The organism is Okeania sp. SIO2F4 (assembly GCF_010672385.1).
Taxonomy (GTDB): domain Bacteria; phylum Cyanobacteriota; class Cyanobacteriia; order Cyanobacteriales; family Microcoleaceae; genus Trichodesmium.
Window position 1 is genome coordinate 1 of record NZ_JAAHGT010000172.1, and the last position, 13323, is coordinate 13323.

At 33.6% G+C, this 13323-nt stretch carries 16 protein-coding genes and 1 pseudogene; 5 read left to right on the forward strand and 12 right to left on the reverse strand.

The features are described from left to right. Positions 1–107: 107 nt before the first annotated feature. A pseudogene (locus F6K22_RS13385) lies at positions 108–1538 on the forward strand (thiamine pyrophosphate-dependent enzyme); the annotation flags it as partial. A 273-nt stretch (positions 1539–1811) separates the two neighbouring features. Then, a complete protein-coding gene (locus F6K22_RS13390; protein ID WP_293098268.1) occupies positions 1812–2822 on the forward strand; it encodes a dihydroorotate dehydrogenase-like protein in 1011 nt (336 codons plus the stop codon). A 705-nt stretch (positions 2823–3527) separates the two neighbouring features. Here the strand turns inward: F6K22_RS13390 and F6K22_RS13395 are convergent. Further along, a complete protein-coding gene (locus F6K22_RS13395) occupies positions 3528–3863 on the reverse strand; it encodes a hypothetical protein (protein WP_293098271.1) in 336 nt (111 codons plus the stop codon). Between the two features lie 522 nt (positions 3864–4385). On the opposite strand from F6K22_RS13395, the gene F6K22_RS13400 reads away from it, so the two are divergent. Together F6K22_RS13400 and F6K22_RS42015 are read left to right on the forward strand one after the other, a co-directional pair. Continuing rightward, complete coding sequence (locus tag F6K22_RS13400; RefSeq protein ID WP_293098274.1) at positions 4386–4631, forward strand: hypothetical protein; 246 nt, start codon at positions 4386–4388, stop codon at positions 4629–4631. Positions 4632–4666: 35 nt separating this feature from the next. Next, on the forward strand, positions 4667–4843 hold the full coding sequence (locus tag F6K22_RS42015; protein WP_363273489.1) for a recombinase family protein: 177 nt from the start codon (positions 4667–4669) through the stop codon (positions 4841–4843). 322 nt (positions 4844–5165) lie between these two features. Here the strand turns inward: F6K22_RS42015 and F6K22_RS13405 are convergent, their stop codons facing one another. From F6K22_RS13405 to F6K22_RS13455, 11 genes are all read right to left on the reverse strand, one after another. Then, positions 5166–6482, reverse strand: a complete 1317-nt coding sequence (locus tag F6K22_RS13405; protein WP_293098277.1) for an ATP-binding protein — start codon at positions 6480–6482, stop codon at positions 5166–5168. Between the two features lie 285 nt (positions 6483–6767). Beyond that, positions 6768–8636, reverse strand: coding sequence for a two-component system response regulator (locus tag F6K22_RS13410; RefSeq protein ID WP_293098279.1), 1869 nt, complete (start codon positions 8634–8636; stop codon positions 6768–6770). Positions 8637–8954: 318 nt separating this feature from the next. Then, on the reverse strand, positions 8955–9101 hold the full coding sequence (locus F6K22_RS13415) for a hypothetical protein (protein ID WP_293098281.1): 147 nt from the start codon (positions 9099–9101) through the stop codon (positions 8955–8957). A 6-nt stretch (positions 9102–9107) separates the two neighbouring features. Further along, on the reverse strand, positions 9108–9335 hold the full coding sequence (locus tag F6K22_RS13420; protein WP_293098282.1) for a hypothetical protein: 228 nt from the start codon (positions 9333–9335) through the stop codon (positions 9108–9110). Positions 9336–9378: 43 nt separating this feature from the next. Then, positions 9379–9594, reverse strand: coding sequence for a hypothetical protein (locus F6K22_RS13425; protein WP_293098284.1), 216 nt, complete (start codon positions 9592–9594; stop codon positions 9379–9381). A gap of 51 nt (positions 9595–9645) precedes the next feature. Further along, positions 9646–9789, reverse strand: coding sequence for a hypothetical protein (locus F6K22_RS13430; RefSeq protein WP_293098286.1), 144 nt, complete (start codon positions 9787–9789; stop codon positions 9646–9648). A gap of 164 nt (positions 9790–9953) precedes the next feature. Further along, positions 9954–10220, reverse strand: a complete 267-nt coding sequence (locus F6K22_RS13435; RefSeq protein ID WP_363273491.1) for a response regulator — start codon at positions 10218–10220, stop codon at positions 9954–9956. A gap of 133 nt (positions 10221–10353) precedes the next feature. Then, positions 10354–10497, reverse strand: a complete 144-nt coding sequence (locus F6K22_RS13440; protein WP_293098288.1) for a hypothetical protein — start codon at positions 10495–10497, stop codon at positions 10354–10356. 121 nt (positions 10498–10618) lie between these two features. Continuing rightward, on the reverse strand, positions 10619–10864 hold the full coding sequence (locus F6K22_RS13445) for a response regulator (protein ID WP_293098290.1): 246 nt from the start codon (positions 10862–10864) through the stop codon (positions 10619–10621). A gap of 131 nt (positions 10865–10995) precedes the next feature. Beyond that, positions 10996–11310: a PleD family two-component system response regulator gene (locus F6K22_RS13450; RefSeq protein ID WP_293098292.1), complete on the reverse strand. Its 315-nt coding sequence runs from the start codon at positions 11308–11310 to the stop codon at positions 10996–10998. 1151 nt (positions 11311–12461) lie between these two features. Continuing rightward, positions 12462–12593: a hypothetical protein gene (locus F6K22_RS13455; protein WP_293098294.1), complete on the reverse strand. Its 132-nt coding sequence runs from the start codon at positions 12591–12593 to the stop codon at positions 12462–12464. 289 nt (positions 12594–12882) lie between these two features. Between F6K22_RS13455 and F6K22_RS13460 the strand changes: the two genes are divergently transcribed. After that, positions 12883–13323 (forward strand): CHASE2 domain-containing protein (locus tag F6K22_RS13460; protein WP_293098296.1); only part of this gene is annotated, 441 nt, incomplete at its 3' end.

Sequence of the window (13323 nt, forward strand, 5' to 3'; positions counted from 1 at the left end):
AAGTTCGCCATTATCAATTATCAATTAATGAACTCTCCTTGAAACCGGATAGGATTGACGAATCATGAAAATTTTTCCTTCTCAAGGGGAGATTGGATATGGCGTATGTCATTCGTGGTAAAGCTTATGATGAAAGTAATTTAGCTAATGCTCCGGCAACTTTCAAATCTACTAATGTCAAAGATAAAGATTTTACCGGACATAAATTTACTATCCAAGTCGCTCCAGAAGACTGTACTGGTTGTGGTGTCTGCGTAGATATTTGCCCGGCGAAAAATAAATCTATGCCATCGCGCAAGGCAATAAATATGGAAGCGCAGTTACCATTAAGGGAACAGGAGCGGGAAAATTGGGATTTCTTTTTGAATTTGCCCAACCCAGACCGTCGCGCTCTCCATCTCGACCGTATTCGTCAACAACAATGGCAAGAACCTTTGTTTGAATTTTCTGGTGCTTGTGCTGGTTGTGGAGAAACTCCATACATTAAATTAATTAGTCAACTATTTGGCGATCGCTCTGTTGTTGCTAATGCTACGGGATGTTCCTCTATCTACGGCGGTAATTTACCTACTACTCCTTGGACGCAAAACGCTGACGGTCGCGGACCTGCTTGGTCGAATAGTTTGTTTGAAGACAACGCTGAATTTGGTTTTGGTTTCCGTCTTTCCATTGACAAACATACCCAGTTTGCTGCCGAGTTGTTGCAAAAATTAGGGGGAACAATAGGAGATAATTTAGTTTCTGCCATTCTGAATGCTTCCCAAAACTCAGAAGCAGATATTTGGGAACAACGGGAAAGAGTTGCTCAAGTCAAGGAAAAATTACAAGGGGTAGATTCTCCAGAGGCAAAGCAACTGTTGACTTTAGCAGATTATCTGGTCAAAAAATCAGTCTGGATAGTTGGCGGTGACGGTTGGGCGTATGATATTGGTTTCGGGGGTTTAGACCATGTTATAGCTAGCGGTCGTAACGTCAATATTTTGGTGATGGATACGGAGGTTTATTCTAATACTGGCGGTCAGTCTTCCAAAGCAACACCCCGCGCAGCAGTTGCTAAATTTGCAGCAGGAGGAAAACCATCAGGCAAAAAAGATTTAGGTTTAATAGCAATGACTTACGGCAATGTCTATGTTGCCAGCGTAGCAATGGGAGCGCGAGACGAACATACCCTAAAAGCATTTTTAGAAGCTGAAGCTTATGACGGACCATCATTGATTATTGCTTACAGTCATTGTATTGCTCATGGTATTAATATGACCACAGCAATGAGTAATCAAAAAGCACTTGTGGAAAGCGGTCGGTGGTTGTTGTATCGCTATAACCCAAACTTAGTACAACAAGGGAAAAATCCTTTGCAGTTGGATTCGCGATCGCCCAAGAAACCTGTAGGTGAGTCGATGTATCAAGAAAATAGATTCAAAATGCTAACCAAGAGCAAACCTGGTGATGCTAAAGAATTATTAGCACAAGCGCAGGAAGATGTTAATACTCGTTATGCAATGTATGAGTATTTGGCAGCACGGCAACTTGACAGTTAACAGTTATCAGTTATCAGTAGGTTGGGTTAAGCGTCAGCGCAACCCAACAATTAAGATGTATTTGAGGAACCAGGAATTTTTGAGTTCTGAGCATTGCATACCTGTAACTTTATAATTTTTGCTCGCTATAGAGTAGTGTTTGTTGGTTTTCGTTCCTCAACCCAACCTACGCCTACGTTATACCTCTTAATTCGTATATCCGTGGCATAATCCGTGTGAGCGCCTCAACCCAACCTACGTCTTACCTTTTGAATTTTAACTTTTGACTTAACCATGGATATTACCACAAATTACTTAGGATTACAATTACGTTCCCCTATAGTTGTAGGAGCGGCAGCACCTTTAACCGAAGATTTAGATAATCTCAAACGCATGGAAGATGCAGGTGCAGCAGCAGTAGTTTTGCATTCTTTATTTGAAGAACAACTCCGCCAAGAAAAATTAGAATTACACCATCATTTAGAATACGGTACAGAAAGTTTTCCAGAAGCTCTAACTTACTTTCCAGAACCAGAAATCTTTCATGTGGATGCTTCCGAATATTTAAAGCATATTAGTGAGGCAAAAAAAATGGTAAATATTCCCATTATTGCCAGTCTAAACAGTTCAACTATTGGGGGATGGACTAATTATGCTAAAGAATTAGAAGTTGCTGGTGCAGATGCTTTAGAATTAAATATCTACAATATCCCTACTAATATGGAGATGACAGGGGAACAAGTAGAACAGAATTATATTAATATTCTGCAAGCTGTTAAATCTCAGGTAAATATTCCCGTTGCTGTTAAACTCAGCCCCTTCTTCAGCAACATGGCAAATATGGCAAAAAAATTAGTAGAAACTGGAGCAAATGGGTTAGTTTTGTTTAACCGTTTCTATCAACCAGATATTAATATTGAAGAGTTGGAAGTGGCAATTAATGTGTTGTTAAGTACGCCACAAGCAATGCGTTTACCCATGCGTTGGATAGCTATTTTGTACGGTAGGTTAGAAGTAGATTTTGCAGCAACTAGCGGCGTACAAAAAGGGCAAGATGTAATTAAAATGATTATGGCAGGTGCTAATGTAACTCAAGTAGTGGGTGCTTTATTGCGTCATGGAATTAATCAAATTCAAGTTATTGAAACAGACATGATTAAATGGATGGAAGAACACGAATATGAATCAATTGCACAAATGCGCGGTAGTATGAGTCAAATTAACTGTCCAGATCGGAGTGCATTTGAACGAGCGCAGTATATGAAGGCAATTCAAAGTCATCAACCTGCTCGGAGTTTAGTTTAACTGGCTAGCAGCAGTAGTAAGGTGGGCAAATATCATCCATGTTTATCATTTATATCAAAAATAACATTTGCCCATCCTATCGATCGACTTCTTTTTCATAACTACAAATTTTCTGCCTCAACACTAAGAAAGTGCAACATTTGTCGCCGACATAAAAATTATGGGATTGCTGATGCGTGGGTATGATTTGTATTTGTTGATAATTACTAAACTATTGAATAACAAATACTTGAGATTATTCAATTTTTATTTTCATACCTTGATTCAGCAACGCCAAAATTATTAATTATTAATTATTAATTATTAATTATTCAAGAGTAGCTTAATTAAACTGAGCAAGATAAATTTCTTGAAAGTTTGCCAAGAAAAAATTATTGAGATAGTTTTTTTATTAGACCTCTTACAAAAGTTTTAATTAAATCAATTCAAGATCTAAAATAAACAATTTCATCTCCCTATTCCCTATTCTCTGAATTCTGCAAGAAGTCTATTATTTTTTCCTCAAATTCAAACAAAATATTGATATTAAATCTGGTTAAACAGTTATAGATGGGTTAAGTTTTTAGAAGTTAGGAGTCAGGAGTTAGGAGTTAGGAATCAGGAGTCAGGAGTCAGGATGAGAGAAAATTACAAAGATTTAGTACTTATGAGGATCGAATAATTTTTTTATGTCCTATCAAACGGATTTGATATGAATCATCAAAACTAAGTTTTTAACCCCATACTTGTTTCTATAAATCTTACTTCAATATTAGCAATTTGCTTGCTGATATTATGATAATCACTTAAATCTTTGATTTCATCCGCATCATTTTCAGAGCTTATATCTGCTAAAACACTGAGTTGATGCAGAGCAGAATTTCTATCAGTATTTTCAAGATAATTATCTAGTAAAACTTGAAAATGTGCCATCAGCATTTTATTTGTTGTACATCGGATAATATCTTTCAGTTTTTCTACTGAAAGTTGCTGATTATGATTATTAGGATCAATTTTAAACTGTTCACAGGTTTGCTCAATAATTGTTTCTTGAATATTCATTTATACTTCTCCTTAATAATTAACTAATCTGACTTAGATAGATGTGCAGCAAGATTTAAAGCCATCTCGAATAAATTTCTCAATTTACTGCTCAAGAAGACTTTTTATCCTGATTTTATCGGTAACTTATATGATAGCGTTGGCTAGCAATGGATGTCAAGATAGTCAATAAATTTGTCTATACCTATATATAGATATAGCAATACCTATTAATACCAATTCACTTTAAAGATGTCACAAATAGTTTCAAACTTTAAATGTAAAATAATTACCTCAAACTGTTGTCTTGTAAAAGTTTTTAGCCTATCCAATCTAACTTCTCAATTCAGAATTCAGAATTCACAATTCCGTGAAACGGTATAAGGTGTTTGACATTGCTACAAGCTGAAAAGCTGTAGTAGTAAACTTTTCATAAGTGCATAAGTGCCTTCCGGGCAGCAATATAGTGATTATCTTATACTTCTTAAACTCTCTATCCATTGCTAAAATACAATTCAGCAGTGCCTAGCAAAGATTAAATCCATGAAAAAACAAAGACCAAGAAACTCTAATGGGACATTTAAAGAAGACCCAGAAGCGTTGACCAAAAAATCTATAGGTCTGAGGATTAGCAAAAAGAAAATGCCCAAATTAGAGAAAGTTGCCAAACAGATGGGAAAATCAACAACAGAAATTTGTCGTCTAATCGTTGAGGAATGGCTTGACTCTCTTGATTCTGAAGATCACAAAAAAAAGCAAATCGTTTCTGAGGGAAAGTTATTAGCCTGATTGGAGACTCTCAGTCCAATCAGGTTAATCAACCCCTGTTTGCAAAAGATAGTCCTCCAAAATATCACAAACAAAGAGCTTTAGAACTTTATCAAGATGGATTTAACTATAAAGATATAGCTGAAAAGTTAGAATTTGAGGGTTATAGAAATCGTAAAAATAACCCTTTTAGCATTACTTCAATTAGGAAATGGATTAAAGATAGTAGTTAGGAGAGAAATACTACTGCTACGCGGAACTCATGCATTCAAAAGTCAAAAACCAATACTTTTGATTGGTAAAGCTGTTAAGATTTTTTAACTTGTCAGTTATTTCCGCCATCCTGCACTACTATATAAGACTTCTATATTATAGAATTTTAAAAGATATTTAAAATTTTCTCCAATACTAATATATTTTCACTTAGATAGTGAAACTAGCCTCATACTACTTGAATAAATATTTGCGACATAGCAACTGTTAAGATTTCAACTGCTCAAATATTTAAATCATCAACGATCGGAATCCGCGCTGTATCTCAGTCCCAGGAATATGTCAATCTATAGGCAACAAGATTTCAAATTCAGTTCCCACTCCAGGAGCAGAATTCAAATCTAATTTTCCCCCATGCTTCTCAACAACAATTTGATAAGTAATTGCTAATCCTAAACCAGTACCTTTACCAACAGCTTTTGTCGTAAAAAATCTATCAAAAATTTGCTCTTGAATTTCGTAGGGAATACCAGGACCATTATCAACTATACGAATTGAAAGCCAATTATAAATTGGTTGATTATCCTCAGTATAAATCATACTAGCTTCCATCTCAGAAGTAGCATTTATTTCTACTTCATTAACAGATTTACCCAGATGTCGATCTGGATTTTCAGGTAAATGTTTAACTGTGGTATAAATCCAGATTTGACCAGGTTTACTGTTTGCCTCTTTATATTCTTCGAGAGCATCAAGAGCATTAGTAATCAAGTTCATAAAAACTTGACCAACCTGACCCGGATGACACAAAATCAATGGTAACTCACCATAATTTTTAATAATTTCAACCTCGCTATTCTTCCAACGATTTTTTAAGATTAACAGGGTACTATCAATACAGTCATTAATATTTGCTTCTTGGCGTTTAGTTCCTTCCATGTGAGAGAAACTGTGGAGATTACTAACTAATTGCATCATTCGTTCGGCTGAAATTTCGATGCTCTTCATCATCTCTAAGTAATCCTTTTTGATAAATTCAAAATCAATCTCTTGTTTCAAATCTGCAACTTCTTCTATCTCTTGGGGAAGATTTTTTTCATAAGTATGAATCAATGCAATTAAATCTTGATAATAACCAGATATAAACTTAGAATTACCTGCTACACAATTAATCGGATTTCTCAGTTCATGTGCTAAACCTGCTACCATCTGTCCCAACATTACAAGTTTCTCAGTTTGAATAAGTTGCGCTTGAGTTTGTTGCTGCAATAAATCTTTAGCAAGTTGATGAATATTAGATTGAGCAATCAGTAAATTTTTAGTTTCTAAAACTTGATAGTTTTCTGGAGAGACTTCTACAACAATCGGTTCGCCCATAAATTCTTGAGGTCTCTTTACTGCTTTATATGCAGCATCCACAATAGATGTATCTCCAGGCAGCACTAATAATTCATACTTAATAAAGTTGTATAACACACTAATAGGACGATTTAAAAAAATTTCTCTTCCATATTGACGGCTCAAATTTTTGACGAATTGCTGTTGAGAAATCATCCCGACAAATTTACCAAAATTTGTCAAAATAATACCTGGAAGTAGCTTATTTTCTTCAAATATTTCAGCAGCTACCACTCCTAATTTATGAATTTCAATATGCATATTATGAAGAGTTAAGTCTCTTAAAGTTGAACTTAAATCTAGGTGCTTATTTGAGTAATAAAACATTGGTTGTAAATACGAATTAATTACCATGAGTAAATATTAAATAATTTGTTCTTAGATATTTTTAGCTAAGAAAAAGTAAGCTAGTCTTCTATAGTAATGATAAGTATTCCCTGAAATTATCACTATACTCTTACTGAAATAATTACAATGCACCACTACCAAAATTAAGCTCTTAATAAGATATAAAAATTTATATTATTAAGGTTTATTAAACAGTTCTCATCTGTAACTTTGATTGTCCGTTAAAATCTTAAAATCTTGAATTATCCTAGTGGCAACTTGAGATTCTAAAGGTCGAGCAAATAAAAAACCCTGACCTAATTCGCAACCCATATCTTTTAGTTTATCTCGCTGTAAAGGTGTTTCTATTCCTTCTGCAACTACATCCATATTTAGACTCTTAGCTAATGTGATAATAGCAGCAATAGTTATATTATCTGAACAAGGATCGATTCGCTGCACAAAAGACCGATCAATTTTCAATGTATCTATAGGAAATTCATGAAGACGGCTCAGAGAAGAATATCCTGTACCAAAATCATCTATACATAGTTTAACTCCTAAATCTTTAATTTGATTGAATATTTTATCCCGATATTCAACAGCTTCTAAAAGACAACTTTCTGTAATTTCTAATTTTAAATTTTTTCCTGATACATTATTCCGATTTAAAATTATTTTTAATTGTTGAATAAAATCTAATTCCCTTAGTTGTGGGGTGCTAAGATTAACATTTAAAACTAAGCCTTTAAACTCAGGAAAATGTTTTTGCCAGAAGTTTAGTTGCTGACAAGCTGCTTCCAAAACCCACCACCCAATATCATGTATTAATCCAGTTTCTTCAGCAATTGGAATAAATTTTCCTGGAGAAACTTGTCCGCGACTAGGATGATTCCAACGAACTAATGCTTCAAAACCTTTCAATGAATTATTGACAAGATTAATAATTGGTTGATAGTGCAGGCATAATTCCTGTTTTTTAATCGCCAGACGTAGCTCATTTTCCCAATTTAAACGTTCTAAAACATCTACTTGCATTTTAGGTTCAAATACAGCATATCCTTTTTTTCCGTAATCTTTTGCTTTTTGCATTGCGATATTTGCATCTCTGAATAAATCAGTAGAATTATGATATCCAAAAAAGCTGTAAGTAATGCCTATATTAGCCTTAACAAATATTTGGTAACCGTCTAACTCATAAGGATACTGTAAATATTCTTGCTGAATACGTTCCGCTAGTTCAGTAGCTTCAGATGGATGTTCTATTCCCTCCAATAAAATTACAAATTCATCACTACTCAGCCTTGCTATTAAGTTATTAACTCCTGTGCTATTTTGCAGTCTGATAGCAATTTCTTGGAGTAATATATCTCCTTTAGAGTACCCTAAACTATCATTAATTAACTTTAAGCGATCTATATCAAGCAATAGTAAAGCATAATGATAATTGTGATTTAAACTAAACTCAATTGTCTGATTAAGTTGAGTCAATAATCTGGCTTTATTTGGTAGACCTGTTAAAGGATCGTGGAAAGAATTATACTCTAACTTAACCTCTCTTTGAAGTAACTTAGCTTGGGTTTCATGTAATTCCGTAGTTGCTTGTTCTAGCTTGGTATTTCCCTGTATAACTTTTTGCTCTAGATTTTGGATTAACTGCTCTAATAATTCATTTTTTTCTGCCAATGTTACCTTGAGAAAGTGTAGCTTTAAGTGAAGTCGAATCCGAACTAAAACCTCTTCTTGGTGAAATGGTTTAGTTATATAGTCAACAGCACCCAATTCAAAACCTTTAATCTTATCATCGGTGTCTGAAAGAGCAGTCATAAAAATAATTGGAGTATCCTTAGTTAAAGAATTATTTTTGAGTATAGAACAGACTTCAAAACCATCCATTTCTGGCATCATTATATCTAGTAATACTAGGTCTGGTATTGCATATTCAATTCGTTCAATCGCAATTTTACCAGAGGAAGCTACCCATACCTCAAATCCTATTTCATCAAGAAAATCAGAGAGTACCCTTAAATTATCTCTGTTATCATCAACAATCAGAATTCTTGCTTTTTGGTCGGCTATAGTCAACATATACCCTCGTGGTTATTAAATAATATTGATTGTTCAAAAAAATCGTGAGAAATTATTCTTGATTTAATTATACTCTTTGAATTCAATGGTTGATTATTATTTTCTAACTCCACAGTTGATTGAGGATTTTTAGGAAACTTTTGATGAATGAGAATCCGAATAAGAAATTCCGTACCCACACTTAATTTTGACTTACATTATAATTTACCCCCATGTTTATTAACCACAATAGAATAACTAATTGCTAATCCCATTCCTGTTCTTTTACCTACAAGTTTAGTAGCAAAAAAAAGGATTAAACATTCGAGCAACCAGCTCTTATATCATTTCCTTACCATTGTCAGTAATTTTAATCACAACTGCATCTGAACTATTCAACTCTGTAGAAATCAGAATTAGGCCAGGATTATCTTGAACTTCTTCTAGACTATCTATAGTATCAATTCCATTAGCTACTAAATTCATAAGTACTTAATTTAATTGCCCCGGATAACATTCCACATCTGGAAAATTTCCAGATTCTTTAATCACTTCAATTGCTGGACGTTCTGGTTTAGCTTTAAGTCGATTTTGCCAAATCATTAAGGTACTATGAATTCCTTCATGGATATCTACTTGCTTAATTTCTGATTCATCAAGACGAGAGAAATTATCCATAGATTTAATTATTTCCAAAATTCGAGTTGCTCCAACTTTCATTGAAAATAAAATCTCGATCAAATCTTCCCGCAAAAAGTATAATTCAATATCTTCTTGATAGGCTTGAATTTATGCATCTGGTTCTAGATGAAAAAGTTAATATATTTTCAATGTATTCTTCCGCCGTAGTTAAATTACCATAAATAAAATTAATAACCCTATTAATTTCAGGGGCTACCCTTGCCACCATCTGACCTAAATTTGACATTTTTTCATTTTTAATTAATTCCACTTGCATTTGTTTTAATTCTTCCATCATCTGGCTAAGTTCAAAAGTTCTTTCTTGAAGTTTTTGTTCAAAAATTTAATTTTATTGGGCAACTTGCCACATCAATTTATAAAGTTTTAAATGTAACTTAACTCTAGCTAAAACCTCCTCCTGTTGAAATGGCTTCGTGATATAATCAACAGCACCCAAATTCAATCCTTTCACCTTACTTTCGATATCATTCAATAATTAATAATTAATAATTAATAATTAATAATTAATAATTACCTCTTCTTATAACGGATAGGATTGCCTAAAAGAAATTTTTTTCTTCTCTCTTGGGAGATTGGAGGCAAGCGAGGAGACCTCCCCATCCCTCAACCGCTTTTTTCTCCATAAATGGAGAGGCTTTATACCTGAATTTTTCGGTAAAGACCGGTCATAAAAATCACTGGAATCTCATAAGTTTCAATTTTACCCTTGAGATAACAACAGGTTTCAAACCCATCCATTTCTGGCATCATAATATCTAAAAAAATTAAGTCAGGCAGAACATATTCTATTCTTTGCAGTGCCATATCTCCAGATTGAGCTACCCAAACTTCATAACCTGTTTCATCCAGAAAATCTGAAAATAAACCTAAATTAGCAGGGTTGTCATCAACAATTAGAATTATATCTCATTTATTCATAATATTACCCATTGACATTACTCCTATATTGACAAATAAGTCTAATAATTTCTCCCTCGTGGAAATCTTATGCTAATTTAGAAATCTTCTGAGCAAATGGGATAAAATTTTGATTTTGTTACTCTAGAAACTTAGCTTTTTTAATAATTCCCTTGAGATTACCTTTCATAGCTAACTCATAAAATTTATCTAGAGTTTTTGCTGGAGCAGGAACTATAGTTTCTACATTTGTATTAGCTACCTTTGGTAAATAATTATTCATTTCTTTATACTCCCACTCCAAATGTAATAGTTTTCTATAGCGTTTCCCAAGCTCGTGAAGTACAGTTATCTTTATTGTTTTATTGTCTTTTTATTCCCTTTCCCCAGTTAAGTGTTCCCAGTTAAGTGTTCCCTAAAACCAAAGAATTTTGTACCTCACGCTTTTTGGGGATTGCTATAATTTTGAGAAATAAGTCTTCAGTTTTTAATGGTTTAGGGAGAAAATCATTGGCTCCTGCTGACAAACTTTTGTATCGAGCGACTTCCAAGACACTTGCAGACAAAGCAATAATTGCCACACCTGGACAAATTTCTGATGTCCGAATTTGTTTGATCGATTCAAACCCATCCATTATAGGTATTAACAAATCAGTAATAGACCTCTCCAGAAAAGAAACTTGCTCTTTATTTAAGACAAGCTAGAGTTGTAAAATTCACTCTCCGAAATCATTTTTCGTATCTTTTTCGTGAAAATATATTCCCTGTTAAGTCTTAAGTCTTAAGTGTTCCCTATTAGCCGCCAAAAATATATATCTTTTTCACCCCTATGTCTAGTAATGACTAACAGAGGATTAAACATCTGAATTTTCTGCCAACCTTCTTCACCATCGTTGGTTTCTATTACTTTCAAACCAATTGGTTGTAGCAGTTTGATTAACAAGGAGCGATTTTCCAAATTTTCATCTATTACTAAAACAGCAGGAGGAATACCTTTAATACCAATAATCTGACCATAGCCAGCGCACTGGGAAGTCTTCACCCATTCCTGAGCTACAGGTAAATCTATCTCAAACCAAAATAGACTAACGATCATATTGGCGACTCACGGTTTTGAAAAATTGATTTTGATAAATTATACCAACTAATTTACCCGAATTTGTTAAAATAATACCTGGAAGTAGCTTATTTTATTCAAGAACTTCAGCAATTGCAACTCCTGATTGATTGATTTCAAATTGCACATTATGTAGTTATAAATATTGTCAAGTAGAACCTAAATTAAAGTGGGCATTTAAGTCATAAAACATGGATAATAAAGAATAGTTAATAACTCTAAATCAAAATCAAGTAATTTGATCTTCAAGACTTTCACAAAAAAATTATCAAAAAATCTAACAATCATATTTTTGATGACATTATTTATATTATAGATGATTCCTAATTTTTAACACTTCAGTACCTTTAACTCCTTTTTATTTTTTCAGCCTACTCACTGAAATAATACAAAATATAGCGCTACTCATTAAGGTTAGGACATTTCTAAATCTTGAAACCCTTTGACAATTTACTATTCCCTATTCCCTATTCCCTATTCCCTAGAGCGTAGCGCTATACATATAGCAATCCTCCGCATATTCGTGTCAAAAATCTTACTGCTTTTTAGGGAACACTTAACTCTTAACTCTTAACTCTTAACTGGTAAGAGTTTCAGTTTTTTTATTTACTTTTTGATTACCCGCAACCTATGCGCGGATTGCTATAGCAATTTTGCCTAAATTCAGAATATATTTTTTAAATCAACTTTGCATAAATATACTTAAATATATACCTACGCGATGTGCAACTTTCTACGGAATAATCAGCGTTTCTGGGTCAAGATCGGAAAGTCTGGTTCTCACAACTCCCTAAATTTCGTCGGTTGGAAAAAGTTGCACACGGCGTATACCTATAATATATACCTATTTTTCCAAGATATACAAACCTAACAGTTTTTTTCCGAAGTTTTAACCTTTTGTTTACCAAAAGATAACCTTGAGCCTATTTTGGCAAAATTATCTTTACTTATCTATATTTTTGATGTTCCACCAAGCAAGGATTTCATTTTTCAAGTAAATAGATATCTCCGGAAAAGAGGGAACACTTAACACTTAACTGGGAACACTTAACTGGGAACAGAAAGAAAGAATAGATAATTTCTGGATGATAATTGATTTGATTTTTAATTTTCACGCTTATGTCTAATAGTTAGATACCCAAAGCTTTGATTACTCTTTTGTAACCTTCCTCAAGACTATCAGCTTCTGTTCTCAGCATAAATTTCTGGTATAGATTGGCAAATCTAAAAACTTCTTTAATAATTGATTTAAGTGTTCTCATATACAGCATATTCTACATTTTTGAGGTAAAATTATATAGGATAAGATGTGTGCACTAAAAACATTTAATTGTAAATATCTGTACTTGCTATGCGACCAAATCTGCTGTAAATGCTTTTTTCTTAATATTCAACATTTATGGTCTACGATATCAGTGTGAACTCTACTGTATATTACAGTAGAATATGATTGAAATTTTCTAGAGAGCGATCGCTGAAAATATCAGAACCCATAAATTTCAATCATAACTAATTAGTGTTAGACAAATCAATAATATTTAAGAGTATTTAATGTGGTCAAAGGTTAGAAAAAATGTAGAACAATGGCAAGGCGCACTAATAATTGCCATTAGTGTAACTTTGTGCGTTGTTGGAGGTAGTGTAACTGGTATCTTTCAGTTATTAGAATGGGCTAGTCTAGATCAATTTTATCGCTTGCGTCCCTCAGAATCAATAGAATCTCGTATTACTTTAGTCACCATTGATAAAGCCGATCTAACTCGTTTGAGCTGGCCTATTTCTGACAAATTAATGGCAAAGTTAATATTAAATTTGAGAGCTTACAAACCTAAAGCTATTGGTCTCGATATTTACCGAAATATTTCTGTGGAACCAGGACATGAAAAACTCATAGAAGTCTTCGAGTCAACTCCAAATCTAGTGGGAATTGAAAAAGTAGCCGGAGAAACAGTTGCTCCACCACCTGCTTTAAGTAAACTAAATCAGGTTGGA